This window comes from Pseudomonas sp. H11T01 (assembly GCF_048515765.1).
Lineage (GTDB): Bacteria > Pseudomonadota > Gammaproteobacteria > Pseudomonadales > Pseudomonadaceae > Aquipseudomonas.
In genome coordinates this window covers 57,380-77,009 of sequence record NZ_JBLYED010000013.1, presented here as the reverse complement: position 1 = coordinate 77,009, position 19,630 = coordinate 57,380, and the positions used below count along the sequence as shown (strand labels likewise).

At 58.4% G+C, this 19,630-nt stretch carries 21 protein-coding genes and 1 pseudogene; 10 read left to right on the top strand and 12 right to left on the bottom strand.

From position 1 onward, the window contains the following. Nucleotides 1–40: 40 nt before the first annotated feature. On the bottom strand, nt 41–466 hold the full coding sequence (locus ACN1C3_RS18480) for a hypothetical protein (RefSeq protein WP_419117218.1): 426 nt from the start codon (nt 464–466) through the stop codon (nt 41–43). A 235-nt stretch (nt 467–701) separates the two neighbouring features. Then, nucleotides 702–2,366 carry an electron transfer flavoprotein-ubiquinone oxidoreductase gene (locus tag ACN1C3_RS18475; RefSeq protein WP_419117217.1) on the bottom strand — a complete coding sequence of 555 codons (1,665 nt, stop codon included), beginning with the start codon at nt 2,364–2,366 and terminating at the stop codon, nt 702–704. Between the two features lie 543 nt (nt 2,367–2,909). On the opposite strand from ACN1C3_RS18475, the gene ACN1C3_RS18470 reads away from it, so the two are divergent. Together ACN1C3_RS18470 and ACN1C3_RS18465 are read left to right on the top strand one after the other, a co-directional pair. Further along, on the top strand, nt 2,910–3,659 hold the full coding sequence (locus ACN1C3_RS18470; protein ID WP_419117216.1) for an electron transfer flavoprotein subunit beta/FixA family protein: 750 nt from the start codon (nt 2,910–2,912) through the stop codon (nt 3,657–3,659). 2 nt (nt 3,660–3,661) lie between these two features. Next, a complete protein-coding gene (locus ACN1C3_RS18465) occupies nt 3,662–4,591 on the top strand; it encodes an electron transfer flavoprotein subunit alpha/FixB family protein (protein WP_419117215.1) in 930 nt (309 codons plus the stop codon). Nucleotides 4,592–4,815: 224 nt separating this feature from the next. Here the strand turns inward: ACN1C3_RS18465 and ACN1C3_RS18460 are convergent, their stop codons facing one another. Both ACN1C3_RS18460 and earP read right to left on the bottom strand, forming a co-directional pair. Then, nucleotides 4,816–5,388 (bottom strand): elongation factor P, encoded by a 573-nt coding sequence (locus ACN1C3_RS18460; protein ID WP_419117214.1) that lies wholly within the window; start codon nt 5,386–5,388, stop codon nt 4,816–4,818. A 49-nt stretch (nt 5,389–5,437) separates the two neighbouring features. After that, nucleotides 5,438–6,571, bottom strand: coding sequence for an elongation factor P maturation arginine rhamnosyltransferase EarP (gene earP, locus ACN1C3_RS18455; protein ID WP_419117213.1), 1,134 nt, complete (start codon nt 6,569–6,571; stop codon nt 5,438–5,440). A 136-nt stretch (nt 6,572–6,707) separates the two neighbouring features. Between earP and ACN1C3_RS18450 the strand changes: the two genes are divergently transcribed. Continuing rightward, nucleotides 6,708–7,103, top strand: coding sequence for a hypothetical protein (locus tag ACN1C3_RS18450; RefSeq protein ID WP_419117212.1), 396 nt, complete (start codon nt 6,708–6,710; stop codon nt 7,101–7,103). A 2-nt stretch (nt 7,104–7,105) separates the two neighbouring features. Further along, nucleotides 7,106–7,588 carry a GreA/GreB family elongation factor gene (locus ACN1C3_RS18445; RefSeq protein WP_419117211.1) on the top strand — a complete coding sequence of 161 codons (483 nt, stop codon included), beginning with the start codon at nt 7,106–7,108 and terminating at the stop codon, nt 7,586–7,588. 13 nt (nt 7,589–7,601) lie between these two features. Here the strand turns inward: ACN1C3_RS18445 and cysB are convergent, their stop codons facing one another. The 5 genes from cysB to ACN1C3_RS18420 form a co-directional block, all read right to left on the bottom strand. Beyond that, a complete protein-coding gene (gene cysB / locus ACN1C3_RS18440; RefSeq protein WP_419117210.1) occupies nt 7,602–8,576 on the bottom strand; it encodes an HTH-type transcriptional regulator CysB in 975 nt (324 codons plus the stop codon). 111 nt (nt 8,577–8,687) lie between these two features. Then, complete coding sequence (locus tag ACN1C3_RS18435; protein WP_419117209.1) at nt 8,688–9,188, bottom strand: universal stress protein; 501 nt, start codon at nt 9,186–9,188, stop codon at nt 8,688–8,690. Between the two features lie 96 nt (nt 9,189–9,284). Continuing rightward, entirely contained in the window at nt 9,285–10,190 is a 906-nt protein-coding gene (locus ACN1C3_RS18430) for a 5'-nucleotidase (protein WP_419117208.1), read from the bottom strand. A gap of 24 nt (nt 10,191–10,214) precedes the next feature. After that, nucleotides 10,215–11,189 (bottom strand): putative 2-dehydropantoate 2-reductase, encoded by a 975-nt coding sequence (locus ACN1C3_RS18425; RefSeq protein ID WP_419117207.1) that lies wholly within the window; start codon nt 11,187–11,189, stop codon nt 10,215–10,217. Continuing rightward, nucleotides 11,186–11,572: a thioredoxin family protein gene (locus ACN1C3_RS18420; RefSeq protein ID WP_419117206.1), complete on the bottom strand. Its 387-nt coding sequence runs from the start codon at nt 11,570–11,572 to the stop codon at nt 11,186–11,188. The genes ACN1C3_RS18425 and ACN1C3_RS18420 overlap by 4 nt, the downstream gene beginning before the upstream one ends. Here ACN1C3_RS18420 and ACN1C3_RS18415 point away from each other — a divergent pair. Next, nucleotides 11,571–12,014, top strand: a complete 444-nt coding sequence (locus tag ACN1C3_RS18415) for a PilZ domain-containing protein (protein WP_419117205.1) — start codon at nt 11,571–11,573, stop codon at nt 12,012–12,014. The genes ACN1C3_RS18420 and ACN1C3_RS18415 overlap by 2 nt on opposite strands. 131 nt (nt 12,015–12,145) lie before the next feature. Then, nucleotides 12,146–13,222 (top strand): 3-deoxy-7-phosphoheptulonate synthase, encoded by a 1,077-nt coding sequence (locus ACN1C3_RS18410; protein WP_419117204.1) that lies wholly within the window; start codon nt 12,146–12,148, stop codon nt 13,220–13,222. An 87-nt stretch (nt 13,223–13,309) separates the two neighbouring features. Here the strand turns inward: ACN1C3_RS18410 and ACN1C3_RS18405 are convergent, their stop codons facing one another. Next, a complete protein-coding gene (locus tag ACN1C3_RS18405) occupies nt 13,310–14,071 on the bottom strand; it encodes an SDR family oxidoreductase (protein WP_419117203.1) in 762 nt (253 codons plus the stop codon). 235 nt (nt 14,072–14,306) lie between these two features. On the opposite strand from ACN1C3_RS18405, the gene ACN1C3_RS18400 reads away from it, so the two are divergent. After that, entirely contained in the window at nt 14,307–15,311 is a 1,005-nt protein-coding gene (locus ACN1C3_RS18400) for an NADP-dependent oxidoreductase (RefSeq protein ID WP_419117202.1), read from the top strand. Nucleotides 15,312–15,460: 149 nt separating this feature from the next. Here the strand turns inward: ACN1C3_RS18400 and pyrF are convergent, their stop codons facing one another. Then, nucleotides 15,461–16,159, bottom strand: a complete 699-nt coding sequence (gene pyrF, locus ACN1C3_RS18395; RefSeq protein ID WP_305502938.1) for an orotidine-5'-phosphate decarboxylase — start codon at nt 16,157–16,159, stop codon at nt 15,461–15,463. 313 nt (nt 16,160–16,472) lie between these two features. Here pyrF and ACN1C3_RS18390 point away from each other — a divergent pair, with 313 nt between their 5' ends. The 3 genes and pseudogenes from ACN1C3_RS18390 to ACN1C3_RS18380 all read left to right on the top strand — a co-directional run. Further along, nucleotides 16,473–17,234, top strand: a complete 762-nt coding sequence (locus ACN1C3_RS18390; RefSeq protein ID WP_419117201.1) for a response regulator — start codon at nt 16,473–16,475, stop codon at nt 17,232–17,234. Then, entirely contained in the window at nt 17,234–18,283 is a 1,050-nt protein-coding gene (locus ACN1C3_RS18385) for a sensor histidine kinase (RefSeq protein ID WP_419117200.1), read from the top strand. The genes ACN1C3_RS18390 and ACN1C3_RS18385 overlap by 1 nt, the downstream gene beginning before the upstream one ends. 113 nt (nt 18,284–18,396) lie before the next feature. Next, nucleotides 18,397–18,537: pseudogene (locus ACN1C3_RS18380) on the top strand (histidine kinase); the annotation flags it as partial. 31 nt (nt 18,538–18,568) lie between these two features. Here ACN1C3_RS18380 and ACN1C3_RS18375 read toward each other — a convergent pair. Further along, entirely contained in the window at nt 18,569–19,621 is a 1,053-nt protein-coding gene (locus ACN1C3_RS18375) for an AI-2E family transporter (RefSeq protein WP_419117199.1), read from the bottom strand. Between the last annotated feature and the right edge of the window lie 9 nt (nt 19,622–19,630).

The window sequence follows — 19,630 nt, the reverse complement described above, 5'->3', positions numbered from 1 at the left end:
CCCGGCACTTCGCCGGGCTTTTTCACGCCAACCGATGAAATCAGTCGTGTTTGTATTTGTGATTATGCTTGTGCCCGTGCCGCTTGCCACCTGAATGACTGCTACCACCATCGTTGGCCAGGTTGCTGCCCACCGCACCACCTGCTGCACCGCCAAGGCCGGCACCGATGGTAGAACCGGTCGAACCACCCAGTTTGTTACCAACGATCGATCCGCCCGCCGAACCTAGACCACCGCCAATGGCAGCTTCAGTCTTGCTGCCCTTGCGAGCCCCGACAGCACTCCCCGCGGCACCACCCACACCCGCGCCAACTGCCGCACCGGTGCTGCCGCCCATTTGCCCGCCGATCACATTCCCTAGTGCACCACCAAGACCGCCGCCAACCGCAGCGGTGCCATCGCCGGCGGCCATCGCGCCTTGTGCGATCAAAAGCCCAACAACCAAAGCGGGCAATGTTAAACGCATGATGTAATCCTCAAAAAAGCTGAATATCGGGAGGGTAACGTTTTTGGATGTAAGTACGTCCAGCCTCGGGATTCGATAGACCCTGCCGGCTCTAACGGTTGAACACGCTTTAAGGAAAGAGTTTCACACAGGATCGAGAGAAGACGGGATTTATATCCCGCCCAATTCCCGGAACTTGGACAGCCCCCAATAAAAAAGCCCCCCGTCAGGGAGGCTCAATGTCCAACTACTCGACTTACATATTTGGATAAGTCGGACCGCCAGCGCCTTCCGGCGCAACCCAGGTGATGTTCTGCGCAGGGTCCTTGATGTCACAGGTCTTGCAGTGCACGCAGTTCTGGGCGTTGATCTGGAAGCGCTTCTCGCCGTCTTCCTTGGCGATCACTTCATACACGCCGGCTGGGCAGTAACGCTGAGCGGGCTCATCGTACAGTGGCAGGTTTTTACTGATCGGGATGCTCGCGTCGGCCAGCTTCAGGTGGCACGGCTGCTCTTCTTCATGGTTGGTACCAGAGATGAACACCGAGCTGAGTTTGTCGAAGCTGATTTTTCCGTCAGGTTTCGGGTAGTCGATCTTCTTGCAATCGGCCGCCAGCTTCAGGCACGCGTAATCTGGCTTGGTGTCGTGCAGGGTGAACGGCAGTTTGCCGCCGAAGATGTTTTGATCGACCCAGTTGAAACCGCCACCAACGATAGCGCCAAACTTGTGGATCGCCGGGCCGAAGTTACGGCTGGCGAACAGTTCGTCGTAGAGCCAGCTGGCTTTGAACGAATCAACGTAAGTGTTCAGTTCATCGCCGCCTTCGGAACCTGCAAACAGCGCGTCAGCCACAGAATCGGCAGCGAGCATGCCGGACTTCATGGCAGTGTGGCTGCCCTTGATCTTGGCGAAATTCAGGGTGCCGAGGTCGCAACCGATCAGCGCGCCGCCCTTGAAGACCATTTTCGGCAGCGAGTTCAGGCCGCCTTTACAGATGGCGCGAGCACCGTAGCTGATGCGCTTGCCGCCTTCCAGGTACTGCTTGAGCACCGGGTGATGCTTGAGGCGCTGGAACTCATCGAACGGAGACAGGTAAGTGTTGCTGTAGGACAGGTCGACGATCAAACCGACAACCACCTGGTTGTTTTCCAGGTGATAAAGGAAGGAACCACCGGTGTTCTCGGTGCCCATGATATCCAGCGGCCAGCCCGCGGTGTGGACCACCAGCCCTGGCTGATGCTTGGCCGGGTCGATTTCCCAGATTTCCTTCAGGCCGATGCCGTAGTGCTGGGCGTCGGCTTCAGTGTCGAGGTTGAAGCGCTTGATCAGTTGCTTGCCGATGTGGCCACGGCAACCTTCGGCGAACAGCGTGTATTTGCCACGCAGTTCCATGCCCGGGGTGTACAGGCCTTCTTTCGGTTGGCCTTCGCGGTCGACGCCCAGATCACCGGTGATGATCCCGCGGACCACGCCGTTCTCGTCGAACAGCGCCTCTTGAGCAGCGAAGCCTGGGTAGATTTCCACGCCCAGGTTCTCGGCCTGCTGGGCCAGCCAGCGGCACAGGTTGCCCAGGGAGATGATGTAGTTGCCTTCGTTGTGCATGGTCTTGGGCACAAAGAGGTCTGGAATTTTCTGCGCGCTGTCTGCGTTCTTGAGAACGAAAATGTCGTCACGCGTGACCGGAGTATTCAGCGGAGCACCGAGTTCCTTCCAGTCCGGGAACAGTTCGTTCAGGGCGCGTGGTTCGAACACGGCACCGGACAGAATGTGAGCGCCAACTTCGGAGCCTTTCTCGACCACGCAGACGCTGATTTCTTTACCGGCTTCGGCGGCCTTTTGCTTCAGTCGGCAGGCGGCAGACAGGCCAGCGGGGCCGGCACCGACGATGACCACGTCGAATTCCATGTATTCGCGTTCCACAGGCTATCTCCTACTCAAGGCTCAACAGTTTTTTCTAATTGGAGGTTTGATGTCGCATCCATTATTTCCTGCGCACATGCGAGGAGGAGACAATGGATGATCCACCTTTCTCTCTAAGCGGCGCATTATATCTACACCACTCTCAGCGTCCAATACAAACGTTTGTTTGAATTTGCTGGAAGCCAGATAAATCAATGAAGCGCGGCTCATAACTGACCATTTTGCCGTATTGACCCGAATAGGCGTTCCGGTCAAGATACGGGCGGTTTTGCGCTCGCCGTAGGCTGACTGTTGGTTTCAAGAGCACCTCTAAAAACAGGGCGAAGGCAGTACAAGGTGACGCGTTGCGCCAGGTTGGCGCGAAGTTTACACGCCGCGACAAAGAATGACTCGCCAGTCACTACTGACGAACGGTCATTACTCTCGCAAGCACGGTCATCTGTTCAAATGTCGGCGTTTTTAGAGGTGCCCTTGCGCCCATGAGCATCAATCGCCAGGTTCGCCTGGGCGACTTTCTTTTCACCGGAGAGTAACGAGGAATCCATGAAGGTTCTTGTAGCTGTCAAACGAGTGGTCGACTATAACGTCAAGGTTCGCGTCAAAGCGGACAACTCCGGCGTCGACCTCGCTAACGTCAAGATGTCGATGAACCCTTTCTGCGAAATCGCAGTGGAAGAAGCCGTACGCCTGAAAGAGAAAGGTGTTGCGACTGAAATCGTCGTCGTCTCCATCGGTCCGACCACTGCTCAAGAGCAGCTGCGTACCGCCCTGGCGCTGGGTGCCGATCGGGCCATCCTCGTCGAATCTGCTGATGAATTGAACTCCCTGGCCGTGGCCAAGTTGCTCAAGGCTGTGGTCGACAAGGAACAGCCGCAGTTGGTGATCCTTGGCAAACAAGCCATCGACAGCGACAACAACCAGACCGGCCAGATGCTGGCTGCACTGACCGGCTACGGTCAGGGCACCTTCGCCTCGAAAGTCGAAGTCAGTGGCGACACCGTTGCCGTGACTCGCGAAGTCGACGGCGGCGCGCAGACGGTTTCCCTGAAACTGCCGGCCATCGTCACCACCGACCTGCGTTTGAACGAGCCGCGCTACGCGTCCCTGCCAAACATCATGAAAGCCAAGAAGAAGCCTCTCGAAGTGCTGACTCCGGACGCTTTGGGCGTTTCCACCGCCTCCACCACCAAGACCCTGAAAGTCGAAGCGCCGGCTGCACGCAGCGCGGGTATCAAGGTCAAGTCGGTGGCTGAACTGGTCGAGAAACTGAAAAACGAAGCGAAGGTAATCTAATCATGACTATCTTGGTAATCGCTGAACATGACAACAAAGCGGTGGCCCCGGCCACGCTGAACACCGTGGCTGCTGCCGCGAAAATCGGTGGCGACATCCACGTTCTAGTGGCCGGCCAAAACGTTGGTGCGGTTGCTGAAGCTGCTGCGAAAATCGCTGGCGTGGCTAAAGTGCTGGTGGCCGACAACGCCGCCTACGCTCACCAACTGCCGGAAAACGTAGCACCGCTGGTGGCCGAACTGGGCGCTGGCTACAGCCATATCCTGGCTGCCGCGACTTCCAACGGCAAAAACATCCTGCCGCGCGTTGCTGCGCAGCTGGACGTTGACCAGATCTCCGAAATCATCTCGGTCGAAAGCGCTGACACCTTCAAGCGTCCGATCTATGCCGGTAACGCCATTGCTACCGTGCAATCTTCGGCTGCCGTGAAAGTGATCACTGTGCGTGCCACCGGTTTCGACCCGGTTGCCGCTGAAGGCGGCTCAGCAGCTGTTGAAGCCGTTGCGGCTGCTCATGATGCTGGCACTTCGAGCTTCGTCGGTGAAGAACTGGCCAAGTCCGATCGTCCGGAACTGACCGCTGCCAAAATCGTCGTTTCCGGCGGTCGCGGCATGCAGAACGGTGACAACTTCAAACACCTGTACGCCCTGGCGGACAAGCTGGGCGCGGCTGTTGGCGCTTCCCGCGCTGCGGTCGACGCAGGTTTCGTACCCAACGACATGCAGGTCGGTCAGACCGGCAAGATCGTTGCTCCACAGCTGTACATCGCGGTCGGTATCTCCGGCGCGATCCAGCACCTGGCCGGCATGAAAGACTCCAAAGTGATCGTTGCGATCAACAAGGACGAAGAAGCGCCGATCTTCCAGGTGGCTGATTACGGCCTGGTGGCGGACTTGTTCGAAGCTATCCCTGAGTTCGAGAAGCTGGTCTAACTCGGCTGTTTGACGCGTTAAAGAGGCCAGTCTCCTGGCCTCAATGCTGCTCCCTTCCTTGTGCAGCAGGAAAATCCGGAATCCGCTAAGGATTCCGGATTTTTTTTGCCTGCCCCCCTGGAAACACGGCGCATAAAAAAATGCCCACACCTTGCGATATGGGCATTTCTTGAACCGCCAGGCAGTCTGCGCTGGTCGGTTTACACTCGCGATTTAAGCTTGGCTTAAACCTTTGCGCGACCCTTGTAGGAGCCACCTTCACGGGTGTCGATCTCGATCCAGTCGCCGATTTCAACGAAATCTGCAACGCTCAGCTCGGTACCGTTTTTCAGTTTGGCAGGCTTCATCACCTTGCCCGAAGTGTCGCCGCGAGCGGAACCTTCGGTGTAGTCAACCTGACGCACGATAGTGGTCGGCAGCTCAACGGAAACCAGACGCTCTTCGAAGAAGATGGCTTCGCAAACATCGGTCATGCCTTCTTCGACGAATGGCAGAACAGCTTCGATGTCTTCGGCGTTCAGCTCGTACATGGTGTAGTCGGTGGTGTCCATGAACGTGTAGGTGTCGCCGCTGATGAAGGACAGGGTCGCTTCTTTGCGGTCGAGGATTACGTCGTCCAGTTTGTCATCGGCGCTGTAAACGATCTCGGTCTTGTAACCGGTCAGCAGGTTTTTCAGCTTGGTCTTCATGATTGCGCTGTTACGACCGGACTTGGTGAATTCAGCTTTCTGAACCAACCAAGGGTCGTTTTCGAGCTTGATGACAGTACCGGGTTTCAGCTCTTTACCAGTTTTCATTACGAATATCCGAAATTTGGATGGGATTTACAAAAATCTAGGCCGCGTATCATATCCAATTTCGGTAAAACTGTACCAGCGTCACAGCAAGATCAGCTTGCAAGGCTTGTTCCAGACACCACGCTTCGGCGTGTGCGGTCAGCTCAGGCCAGTGTTTTTGCGTTGCGAGCCAATGCTCAGGCATTTTATCTCCGGCATTCCAGGCCCGCCACAGCCCCTCGAGCGCCTCCTTGGCGGGCGGTGACAGGCCCTCGGTATAAAGCGCCAGAAACGCGTCGAGCTTGTCCAGGTGAACATCTTCTTCCTGCTGATAGATATGCCAAAGCAACGGTCGCCCCGCCCATTGCGCCCGCACAAAAGAGTCTTCGCCGCGGACCGCATTGAAATCGCAGCACCACAGCAGGCGATCGTAATCGTCTTGTCGGACGAACGGCAGCACCTGCACCGTCAAGGCATCACGAACCAGCACCGCACCCGCCGACAACCCGTCGACACCCAACCAGCGCGCTACGTCGCCGAGGATTCGCCCCTCGGGCACCAGCAAATGGGTAGGTGTCGAATCAGCGGCCATGACGTCGAGCCAACCGGCCAGTCCCGCATTTTCATAGGCAAACAATGAGATCAGCTGCGCCCCAGCTGCCGGAGCGACACCGAGTCCCTGCAGGAAATCCCGCTGGGCCTGAGGGTCTTGCTGAAACTGGCGACGTCGCTCAAGCAACCCGGCCTCACGCAGCAAACCGCCCGTGCCTGCCTGGAATCCTGGAAAGAAGAAATATTTCTGCACATGCTTGTACTTCACCGACGGCAGGCCATGGCAGCCGACGATCCACTCCTCGGCACTCAAGTAGTCGAGGTTGATCCACAGCGGGGGTTTCTCCCGTGCAGTCATTGCGTCCATGTACGCCGTCGGTAATTGGCAAGCGAACGCTGCGATCACCACATCGGCGGCGGCCGTCGATTGCCACTCGGCAGACCAGTGGCACACCTCGACACCCTGCTGCCACTGCTGACTGGCATTGACGTCGACTTCCGGACACAGGTGCTCGAAGGCCCGCAGGTCATCAACCCACAGCCGCACCACGCACTGATGCTCGGCCACTAACTGCCGGGCCAGGCGCCACGTCACGCCGATGTCGCCGTAGTTATCCACAACCGTGCAGAAAATATCCCAGCTGGCTTTCATTCCGGGCTCCGTTTGGCAAAGGCGTCGATTGTCCGCATAAATGCTCCCGTGCAGAAGAGGCGAAGCCGATTAATCTTCCTGGGGGGTGTGCGACAATCCCCCCTGCCCGATCAAGACCGCCTGCCAGGAGGCCGCCGTGCCCTATCGTCCACCCCCGCGTCGTTCAATACACATCAGTATTAATCCGTTACAGCTGACCGGCAGTATCGTTCTGGGTCTGTGGCTGGGCTTTATGGCGATCGCATTGACCTGCTGGCTGGCGTCACGGTTTCTGTTCAGCCAACAGTTTGCGCCGGTGGCCGAGGCGGTTCAGTACCTCGCGAAACCACCCGTTGCCGAACCGGGCGCGCCCAACCGTATGTTCGAGCAATACCAGGAAAACCTGCGCAAGAACGATCAGCAGCAAAGCCTGGACAATGCCCGCAGCAATCTGCGCAATCAGTCCAACCCCAAATGCCAGTTCTGGCTGCAACAAGACCAGACGGCTCCCAGTGACAAGAGCCGGGCCAATGTCCTGCAATTTTGCGATTGACCATGAATAAACACGCCGTCCACAACCTGATTCTCGAAAAGCTCAAAATCGATCTCGATATCGCCCAACGCGCTGCACAGACCGCCTACGAAACCGCGACCCACGAAGAAAACATCGCCGAGAACAAGTACGACACCCTGGGCCTGGAGGCCTCCTATCTGGCGGCTGGTCAGGCCAAGCGGGTGGAAGAAATCAGACAGGCATTGGTGCTTTGCCAAAACCTGATTCTGCGTCCGTATGACGAGCAGCAAGGCATTCAGATCGGCACGCTGCTGGGTCTTGCAGACGACAACGGCAATCAGCAATGGCTGTTTTTGGGGCCTGATGCGGCCGGGCTGAAGGTTTACCTGGTGGGGCAACTGATTACCGTCATCACCCCACGCTCGCCGCTGGGCAAAAGCCTGCTAGGCAAGTTCGAAGGTGATGAGGTCGAAATCAATGTGGCGGGCACTCGGCAACAGTTTGCTGTCACCGAGGTGAAGTAAGTTGGCTCGGGTCTTAGTGAACCGGTAACTCGACGCCGTCGAACAGCTCTTCCAGTTCTTGCTTGTTGTGGCACTGGATGGCCTTGGCCATGACTTCGCGCGTCAGGTGCGGGGCGAACTTTTCGATGAAGTCGCACATGAAACCACGCAGGAACGTGCCACGACGGAAACCGATCTTGGTGACGCTGGACTCGAACAATTCGCTGGCATCGAGCACTACCAGGTCGCTGTCGAGCTTGGTGTCGACCGCCATTTTGGCAACGATGCCCACGCCCAGACCGAGGCGAACATAGGTCTTGATCACGTCGGCGTCAGCGGCAGTGAACACCACTTTCGGGGTCAGGCCGCGATGACTGAAGGCTTCATCGAGCTTCGAACGACCGGTGAAGCCGAACACGTAGGTTACGATCGGGTATTCAGCCAGGGTTTCCAGGGTCAGCTTCGGCAGCTTGGTCAGCGGGTGACCTTGAGGAACGACCACACAACGGTTCCAGCGATAGCACGGCATCATCACCAGATCACCGAACAGCTCCAGTGCTTCGGTGGCGATGGCAAAATCCACGGTACCGTCGGCGGCCATTTCGGCGATCTGCATCGGTGAGCCCTGATGCATGTGCAAGGCGACGTCCGGGTATTGCTTGATGAAGCTGCTGATGACTGGCGGCAACGCATAACGTGCCTGGGTGTGAGTGGTGGCAATCGACAGGGTGCCCTTCTTCTCGTTGGAGAACTCCTGGGCGATCTGCTTGATGCTCTCGACCTTGCGCAGGATCTCGCCAGCCGTGGTGATGATTCGCTCACCGGCCGGAGTGACTCGCGTCAGGTGCTTGCCGCTGCGTGCGAAAACCTCGACGCCCAACTCGTCCTCGAGCAGGCGGATCTGTTTGCTGATACCAGGTTGCGAGGTGTAAAGACTTTGGGCTGTAGCCGAAACGTTGAGGTCGTGGTGCGCCACTTCCCAGATGTAGCGCAATTGTTGAAGCTTCATATGTATCCCTCAAAGCAGATAGACGCCACGGGCATCAGCGACGGTATATAACTATATTAATGGTTTGAAGAATAAATCTAGAACTTTTTATCAAAAGTTGCGATTCCAACCTCAGACGTCGCCATGCCGCCGACGCTGCAACAATGGCACCAGATACACCGGCACCTGAGACAGCTGCAGCACCCGTGCGGCCGTCCTCCCCAAAGGGGTTTCCCCTCCAGCGCCATGGCTGTGACTACCTACGATCAACAAATCCACCGAGAGTTTCTTCGCCTGTTCGAGAATGACTTGTGACGGGTCGCCCTGAAACACTCTGACCGATTGAATCAGCGCCAGATCCTGCTGCCCCTCCCCCAGCTCTTCGCGAAAGCTGTCGAGCACGCGTTGCTCGATGTTGGCCATCACGGTGGTCAAGCCTTCACTGTGAAAATCGCTCAGGGCCTGCTCATCCAGATAGCTCTGCAGCACCGATTCGGCAAACAGCCCCATGGGTTCAACGGCGTGAACGACATGCAAGTCAGCACTGAATGTTCGAGCCAGCGCCAAGGCATGTTGCATCACATAAGGGGCGTACACACCAAGGTCAGTGGCATACAGCATCGAATGGATCATAAGACCTCCTCGAATGCCAAATATGGCGGAGATTTGATTCAGCTTAGCAGTGCCTTGGCGAGTTCGACATTTTGGGCAAAACCCTGAACTTTGGGCTTAAACCTTCTGTTCGTTGCTGATGCCGTGGGGAACGTGACCGGTGGCGACAACCTCACGGGCCAACTCGCAGTGACCGGCCTGATCGTCGAAAAACACGTCGGCGGCGAAGGCTTCGAGAAACGCGGATTTCGCCAGACCACCCAGAAACAAGGATTCATCCAGGCGAATGTCCCACTCGCGCAACGTGCGAATCACCCGTTCATGAGCCGGTGCCGATCGCGCTGTCACCAACGCTGTGCGAATCGGGCAGGCGTCGTCGGGAAACTCTCGCTGTAACAGATTGAGAGCCGCCAGGAAGCCTTTGAACGGACCACCGCGCAATGGCTCACGGGCCGACTCACGCTCGCTGGCCTGAAACGCTTCCAGGCCGCCCGATTGATAGACGCGCTCGGACTCGTCGGAAAACAACACCGCATCGCCATCGAACGCAATACGCAATTCGGCACTCGCCGCACGACGGGCGCCACCGGAGAGAATGGTCGCTGCCGCGAAACCGGCGTCCAGTGCATTGCGCACGTCCTCGGCATGGGTCGACAGAAACAGATCGCAGCCGAAAGCCGCCAGATAGGGATACGGGCTACGCCCGCCGACAAAGGCCGCGCGGGAAATGTCCAGGCCGTAATGCTGAATCGAGTTGAACACTCGCAAACCGGTGTCGGCGCTGTTGCGTGAAACCAGCACCACCTCGACTCGCGCCCGGCCGAGACTGGCATTGAGGCTAAGGAGTTTTTTTACCAGTGGAAACGCATCGCCCGGCTCGAGGAACTCGTCCTCATGCTCGATCTGATACTGCCGATAGGCTTCGACGCCGTGCGCCAGGTAAATCTTATGGCTCTCACTTAAATCGAACAGCGCCCGTGAGGAAATCGCCACTACCAGCTTGTCGCTCATTCCCTTCGCCATTATTGCTTCCCCTGACTGACAGACTCAGCCGTTACGCCGATCGACAAAACTCAATGCCTGGTACAAGGCTTCGATTTTCGGTAGATCACAACCCGCGGCCTTGGCAGCTGCCAAAGGCCTGGCATAGATCGCCGACAATTCCAGCGGGCGTTTATGCAGATAATCGTGGTACATGCTCGGCCAGTAATCCGGCATTTTTTGCGTCACGTTGAACAGTTGTTCTGCATAGCCGGGTGGCAGGGTATGACCACAGGCCAGAGCGCCCTGCACCACTTCGGCCATCAACGCCTGAATCAGCTCGCGACTGCTGGCATCAGCCATCAGCGGCGTTGTGCTCGCGCCCAAAAGCACCGATAGACCGTTATACGGTACATTCCAGACCAGTTTTTGCCAGCGCGCCTGCTGCAGATTGGCCATGGCTTGCGAATCCAGACCGGCCTTGCGGAACAGCCCGGCGCCCTCCTCGACGATCGCCCGACGCGCCTGTTCGTCAGCCCGCTCTTCAGTCAGTGCAGGCCCGCTGTGATAACCGATGTTCACGCCACCCAATGCCTGATGTTCGATGACCCCAGGCGCGGCGCGGTGGACGCAGATAAAGCACAGGCCACCCAGCAGGTGCAGCGAATCGGGCAGCAGTTCGCGCAAACTGTCTTCGACATCCAGACCGTTCTGCAGCAACAGAACTTTGGCACCCGAAGCCGCGGCCTTAATGATCGCCGGCGCGAGTTCGGCGTTGCTGGTGGTTTTTGCGCCCACCAGCAACCAGTCACAGGGCGGCATGTCCGCTGCCGAGGAATAGGCCTGGACCGGATTCAGTGTCAGCGCGCCGTGCACGGCGCTGTTGAGTTGTAGACCATGCTCGGCGACTGCGGGAAATTCGCTGCGCAACAGAAAGTGCACATCAAACCCTGCACGCGCCAGCATCACCCCGTAAAAACCGCCAATCGCCCCGGTACCGATAATGCCGACTCGCGGCGTCTGGACAACTGCACCCATCATGGCAACTCCTCTGGAATTCGACTCAACGCCTGACGCAACCCCTCATTGAGCTCATTGCGCGTCAGCCGCGACTGTAAGGCCCCATAGAACTCGCCGTCGCGCACCACAAACAGCGCTGGCAAGTGAAAGACCTGATAACGCTCGACTACTCCGCCGTTATTTCCCGCATCGATCCAGCACAGCCGATCGACCACCAGATCCAGGTCGGGCAGTTGCTGCCGGGCCCACCGGCAACTGGTGCAGCCGACGCTGGTGAATATCACCAGCGATACGCCGTTCATCGCCAATAACTGTTGATCGGCGTCGAAATCAGTCAGCTCTGATTCGGCCACTATACTGGGGGAAACAATGTCAAATAACCGAGACTCGGAGTCCGCGTTCATGAGACGTTTTCTACCTCATCCTGATGATGTTCCGGTCGAGTTAACCTTACGTAAACGCGAGTGTATTTCTCGCCAACAGCTGCACACTATCAGTCTCGGCGGCATGGCTTGCAATTATCACCGTGCCTGGCGACGCGGGACAGCACTGGAAGTGCGCATGCCCAGCCTCGGCGAAAATGCCTGTTATCTGGGTTACGTGGCCTGGTGCCTAAGACGAAAAAAAGGGTATTTGGTCGGGATTGCTTTTATCGACGAACAGACGTTGTTCTGCGCGCGCATGGGCGAGCAGGTCTGCCAGATGGCGCGTTACTGTCGCTTGCACGAACCGCAGATCGAGCAGCAGGGCGTCGAAGCGCTAGCCCTTGAATGGGTCCAGCAGCACGCCGACGAGTTCTCCCATGACACCGTCCGCCAGGCATTTATACAGCCGGCACTGGATTAAACCCGCGCCTGCCCATTGTCGAGCAGCAGCGTAACGCGCTAAGGTTCGGCTCCCCGACGCGCTTAAATCTGCTGTGCTCCGCCGCGCGGGGATCGCTGGCGGCCGGCACCCGTGACCTGACGAGTAACACGATGGCTGATTTACCGATCAATGACCTTAACGTCGCCTCCAACGAGACCCTGATCACTCCTGATCAGCTCAAGCGTGATATTCCTTTGAGCGACGCTGCCCTGCGCACCGTGACCAAAGGCCGCGAGGTGATTCGCAACATTCTCGATGGCACAGACCACCGCCTGTTCGTCGTTATCGGGCCTTGCTCGATCCACGACATCAAGGCCGCGCACGAATATGCCGAACGCCTCAAGGCGCTCGCCGCCGAAGTGTCCGACACTCTCTATCTGGTGATGCGGGTGTATTTTGAGAAGCCGCGTACCACCGTCGGCTGGAAAGGCTTGATCAACGATCCGTACCTGGATGACTCGTTCAAGATTCAGGACGGTCTGCACATCGGTCGTCAGTTGCTGCTGGATCTGGCTGAAATGGGCCTGCCTACCGCAACCGAAGCCCTGGACCCGATCTCTCCGCAGTACTTGCAGGATCTGATCAGCTGGTCGGCCATCGGCGCACGGACCACCGAATCCCAGACTCACCGTGAAATGGCTTCCGGCCTGTCCTCGGCAGTCGGCTTCAAAAACGGCACCGACGGTGGCCTGACCGTGGCGATCAATGCCCTGCAGTCGGTTTCCAGCCCTCACCGTTTCCTGGGTATCAACCAGGAAGGCGGCGTGTCGATCGTCACTACCAAGGGCAACGCCTACGGTCACGTGGTGCTTCGTGGTGGCAACGGCAAACCAAACTACGATTCAGTCAGCGTTGCGCTCTGCGAGCAAGCGCTGAACAAGGCCAAAATCAAGCCGAACATCATGGTCGATTGCAGCCACGCCAACTCCAACAAGGATCCAGCACTGCAACCGCTGGTGATGGAGAACGTCGCCAACCAGATCCTCGAAGGCAACCAGTCGATCATCGGCTTGATGGTCGAAAGCCATCTGAACTGGGGCTGCCAGGCGATTCCAAAAGACCTGACCGAGCTGCAATACGGTGTTTCCATTACCGACGCCTGCATCGACTGGGCCAGTACCGAAAAGACCTTGCGCAGCATGCATGCCAAGCTCAAGGACGTCCTGCCAAAACGTGATCGCAGCTGATCTTGTTTGAAGCCGATCCCTGATCAGCAAAAAAAATCCGGAATCTGTTAAGGATTCCGGATTTTTTATGCCTGATGAACCCAACCGTCAGATAGCTGTTGCCCCACCGTCCACCGCCAAGGCGTGACCGGTGGTGAAAGCCGCACCGTCGCTGCACAGATAGAGCACAGCGCTGGCGATCTCTTCGACGGTGCCGATGCGACCGACCGGGTGCATGGCGGCGGCGAATTCGGCTTTCTTTGGATCGGCCTCATAGGCTCGGCGGAACATGTCGGTGTCGATCACTGCCGGGCAAACGGCATTCACGCGGACTTTCTTCTTCGCATATTCGATGGCCGCCGATTTGGTCAGGCCGATCACTGCGTGTTTCGACGCGGCGTAAATGCTCATCTTCGGCGCTGCACCCAGACCGGCCACCGAGGCGGTATTGACGATGGCACCACCGCCCTGAGCGAGCATCAACGGCAACTGGTATTTCATGCACAGCCACACACCCTTGACGTTAACCCCCATGATGGCGTCGAACTCATCGAGGGTGCCGTCGGCCAGCTTGCCCTTTTCGATCTCGATCCCGGCATTGTTGAAGGCGTAGTCAACTCGGCCGTAAGCGTTCACTGCTTGCTCCATCAGCTTCTGCACATCGGCTTCCTGAGTGACGTTGCAGCGCACGAAAACTGCGTCGCCACCGGCTGCGCGAATCAGTTCCACCGTGCCCTCGCCTCCCGCTACATCCAGGTCCGCAACAACCACTTTCAAGCCTTCAGCGGCAAACGCCTGGGCTGTTGCGCGACCAATACCGGCCGCCGCGCCAGTGACCAAAGCTACCTGGCCGGAAAACGTCATGCTCATTGTTATGTCCTCGATGAAGTTCGGGTGATCGCGTGTTATCGCAATCTAGCCACAGCACCTAGAGACGCGGCAGCACTATCAGAAGCCCGGTTGAGCACTTATGAGTTGCAGTGATATCCATGCCCTGCCGACTATCACTCGATTGGATTGAAGCGTATTCGCCGCATCAGCAAACCTTGCGACATCAGCCGCGAGGGTCTATCAATCATGCTCCATTCATCATTGAGTGCCTGTCATGACTGCCCAGACCAATCGCCAATTTCTGCTCGCCAAACGCCCGGTGGGCCCGGCGACCCGCGAAACCTTCACCTATCAGCAAGTTCCGGTCGGCGAACCGGCGGCAGGTCAAATCCTGGTCAAGAACGAATACCTGTCACTGGACCCGGCCATGCGTGGCTGGATGAATGAAGGCAAGTCCTACATACCGCCAGTGGGCATTGGCGAAGTGATGCGCGCGCTGGGCGTTGGCAAGGTCCTGGCCTCGAACAACCCTGGCTTTGCTGTGGGCGACTACGTCAACGGTGCCTTGGGCGTACAGGATTATTTCCTGGGCGAGCCGCGGGGTTTCTACAAAGTCGATCCGAAACTGGCCCCGCTGCCGCGCTATTTGTCAGCGTTGGGCATGACCGGGATGACCGCGTACTTCGCCCTGTTGGACGTCGGCGCCCCCAAGGCCGGCGACACCGTAGTGATTTCGGGTGCGGCGGGTGCAGTGGGCAGCATTGCCGGGCAGATCGCCAAGATTAAGGGCTGCCGCGTCGTCGGCATCGCCGGTGGTCAGGACAAATGCACATTCCTGATCGACGAACTGGGCTTCGATGGCGCCATCGATTACAAAAGCGAAGACGTTATTGCCGGTCTCAAGCGCGAATGTCCGAAAGGCGTCGACGTGTATTTCGATAACGTGGGCGGCGATATCCTTGATGCGGTGCTCAGCCGCCTGAACATGAAAGCTCGCGTGGTGATCTGCGGCGCCATCAGTCAGTACAACAACAAAGAAGCGGTGAAAGGACCAGCAAACTACCTGTCGCTGCTGGTGAACCGCGCGCGGATGGAAGGCTTTGTGGTGATGGACTATGCCGCTCAGTTCGCCGCCGCCGGGCAGGAAATGGCCGGCTGGATGGCCAAGGGACAGCTCAAGAGCAAGGAAGATATCGTCGAAGGACTGGAGACATTCCCGGAAACGCTGATGAAACTGTTCAGCGGCGAGAACTTTGGCAAGTTGGTGTTGAAGGTTTAACGCGATACCTTGCAGTGACAACAATCTAATGTGGGAGCGGGCTTGCTCGCGATGGCATCACCGCGGTGTTTCAGACAAACCGCGCCGCCTGCATCGCGAGCAAGCGAAGCGTCGCCCGGCCTTTCCCACACTTGATCTCCGGCGATCTTTTAAGCCAGCTCAGCCACTACCGCCGCCAGCGCCTTCGCCGGATCGGCCGCCTGACTGATCGGACGGCCAATCACCAGGTAGTCGGAACCGGCGTCCAACGCCTGACGCGGCGTGAGGATACGACGCTGATCGTCCTGGGCACTGCCTGCCGGACGAATCCCCGGGGTCACCAATTGCAGGGACGGATGCGCAGCTTTCAAGGCCTGAGCTTCCAGTGCCGAGCAGACCAGACCGTCCATCCCGGCCTTTTCCGCCAATGCCGCCAGGCGCAACACTTGCTCCTGAGGCTCGATGTCCAGACCAATCCCCGCCAGGTCCTCGCGCTCCATGCTGGTCAGCACGGTCACTCCGATCAACAGCGGCTTGGGACCGGTACGCTGGTCGAGCACTTCACGGCAAGCCGCCATCATGCGCAAACCGCCCGAGCAATGGACGTTGACCATCCACACACCCATTTCTGCGGCGGCCTTGACGGCCATGGCGGTGGTGTTCGGGATGTCGTGGAATTTCAAGTCCAGGAATACTTCGAAACCCTTGTCACGCAAGGTCCCGACGATCTCCGACGCACAGCTGGTGAACAGCTCCTTACCGACTTTGACCCGGCACAGTTTCGGGTCCAGTTGATCGGCCAGCTTCAGTGCGGCGTCACGGGTGGGGAAATCCAGGGCGACGATGATAGGAGTCTGGCAGGCGGACATGAGTGTGCTCTCAGGCAAGTCGAAATCGGCGCGCATTGTAGCGGAACCAGCGCCACTGCGGGACCCGATGATCGTAAATCATCCTCAACGGCAGCGCTTGCTTCAGGATAAACTCCTTGCAGTCTGACGTGAGCGGTTATTGTGTCGAAACAGATACATTCCAGACATGCCTGCAACAATCGCCAACGCTACCCTCGCCAGCCGCAACATCCCCTACAGCACTTCCAGCCTCAAGGCCGGACGCCTATGCTGAAGCCACAACCTCGCGGCCCATCTTTGTGGTTGGCAGCCTACCTGGCAGACAAACGTACGCATGAATACCCCAGCACCTTTCAACGACGATCAAAAAGCCGCAGCGCCAGGCGAAGACAAACGCTGGAACATTCGCGCGCTGATCGTCGACGATGATGTACCGATCCGGGAATTGATGATCGACTACCTGACACGCTTCAATATTCACGCCAGTGGTGTCACCGACGGCGCCGCGATGCGTCTGACACTGCAAGCAGAACATTTCGATGTGGTGGTGCTCGATCTGATGCTGCCGGGCGAGGATGGCTTGTCGCTGTGCCGCTGGTTGCGTGCCGAGTCAGACATTCCAATTCTGATGCTCACCGCCCGCTGCGAACCTACCGACCGCATTATCGGCCTGGAGCTGGGCGCCGATGACTACATGGCCAAGCCCTTCGAACCACGGGAGCTGGTAGCGCGGATACAGACCATCCTGCGCCGGGTGCGCGATGATCGCAGCGAGCAGCGGGCCAATATCCGTTTCGATAGCTGGCGCCTGAACAGCGTGCTGCGCCAGTTGATTGCCGCCGATGGCCTGGTGGTGCCGCTGTCCAACGCCGAGTTCCGCCTGCTCTGGGTGTTCATCGAGCGCCCACGGCGCGTACTCAGTCGCGAGCAACTGCTGGATGCTGCCCGCGGTCGCTCCATCGAGGCATTTGATCGCAGCATCGACTTGCTGGTCTCGCGCCTGCGGCAAAAACTCGGCGATGACCCGAAAGCCCCGCAGTTGATCAAGACCGTTCGCGGTGAAGGTTATCTGTTCGATGCGAGAGACATCGGCTGATGCGTTTGCGCTTCGATACGCTATTCGGCCGCCTGTTTGGCGTGCTGCTGATCGCTATCGTGCTCGCTCACCTCCTAGCGTTCTTCTGGTTTCACCATTACGGCCCTCCTCCACCACCGCCACCTCCAGAGTCAGGGGCAGCCTTCGACGGGAAGCGCCCGCCGATGCCGGAGCGCTTCGAACCAAGGCCGCCACGGCCCTGGTTCGGGGGCCCGATCGTGCCGCTGACATTCCAGTTCATCTCCCTGATCATTGCCGCCTGGTACGGCGCCAAGTTGCTGACCCGGCCGATCCAGCGACTGAGCGCCGCGGCGGAGCAACTCAGCGAAGACCTCGACAGCCCGCCGCTGGATGAATCCGGACCAAAGGAAGCTCGTCAGGCGGCCTACACCTTCAATCTGATGCAAAAGCGCATTCGTGAACAGGTGCAGCAACGGGGCAGGATGCTCGGCGCGGTGTCCCACGATCTGCGCACGCCGCTGTCGCGACTCAAGCTGCGTCTGGAACAGATCGACGACAGCAAGTTGCAAGGGCAGATGCGCCAGGATCTCGATGACATGATCAGCATGCTCGACGCCACCCTCAGCTACCTGCACGAGCAGCGCACCAGCGAAGCCCCGCAATGGATGGATGTGCAGGCATTGGTCGAATCCCTCAGCGAAAACGCCCAGGACCAAGGCGCTGACGTCCAGGCCAGCGGCCATTGCGCGCCGCTGCAAGTACAGCCGATGGCCCTGCGCTCATGCCTGAACAACCTGTTGGATAATGCCCTGCGCTACGCCGGGCATGCGGCAATCACGCTGCAGGACAGCCGTGAAGAAGTGCTTATCAAGGTAATCGACCACGGTCCGGGCATTGCCGCGGACAAACGTGAAGCCGTGTTCGAGCCGTTCTATCGCCTTGAGGGCTCACGCAACCGTAACTCCGGCGGCGTCGGCCTGGGCATGACCATCGCTCGGGAGGCGGCGCAGCGGCTGGGCGGGCAGTTGAGTCTGGAAGAAACTCCGGGTGGTGGCCTGACGGCATTGGTGCGCTTACCTCGAGTCTAGGTCTGCCATGTGTACCATTCGGTACAAAACTCACATACCCAGGACAACTTACCCCTTGAGGCTGCATAAGCCGGTGCACCCACTGGTTTATTCATCCGAACGGAGTGAGCTCTATGATTGGTAGCGTCAGCAATTACTCGACCTATACCAGTACCAGCAGCACCAGCGCGACAAACAGCGCCCGCAGTCAGCAATTCCAGAAAGAACTGTTCGCCAAACTCGACAGCAACAGCGACGGTTCGGTCGATCAGAATGTGGCGAGGGAGCTTGCCCTAATGCCCTGTATCAACGCTTCTCGTCCACCCGCCCCTGACTGGCACTCCAATCGGTCAACAGGCTATAAGCCACAGCCAGCAGGGTCGGGCCGATGAACAGGCCGATAAAGCCAAACGCAATCAACCCGCCAAACACCCCGAGCAACACGATGACCAGCGGCAAGGTGCCACCGCGGCTGATCAGGTACGGCTTGAGTACGTTGTCCACTCCGCTGATGACCAGCGTGCCCCAGATGCCGAGGAACACCGCCATGCCGTACTCGCCTTTCCAGGCCAGCCACGCAGTCGCAGGAATCCACACCAACGGCGGTCCCATGGGGATCAGGCTGAGCAGGAAGGTGACGATGCCCAGCACCAGCGCGCCCGGTACACCCGCAATCAGGAAACCGATCAACGCCAGGATGGCCTGTGCAGCGGCCGTACCAATGACCCCGTTGACCACCCGCTGTACCGTGCCGGCCACCAGTTCGATGTAGTAACCGGCACGATCACCGATCAGCCGTTCCAGCAAGCCATGGACAAACACCGCCAGTCGCGGCCCGTCGCGATAGAAGAAAAACACGAAGACGATGCTCAAGGTCAGCTCGAGAATCCCGCCGCCGATCTGCGCGCTGCGCGCCAGCAACCAGTTGCCGACCTGCCCCAGATACGGTTTGACCGCGAGCATCATGGCAGCGCCCTGTTGATCGATACTGTTCCAGACCCCTACCAGTCGCTCGCCGACAAAGGGAACACCCGACAACCAAGTGGGCGCTTCAGGAAAACCATCGACTTGCACATCTTTGATAAACGCCACTGCGTCGCGCACATGATCAGCCAGATTGAAGCCGAGCCAGACCAGCGGAACCGCCACCAGCAACATCCAGCCCAGGGTCAAAAGAGCGGCGGCCAAAGACTCGCGGCCATTGAGCCAACGGGTCAGCAGGCGCATCAGCGGCCAACTGGCAAAAGCCAGTACTGCGCCCCAGAACAGCGCCGACCAGAACGGCGCCATCACCCAGAAACTGGCACCGAACAGCACCAGGAGCAGGATCTGCACCAACAGGCGATCGTTATTGACCATGAAAAATCT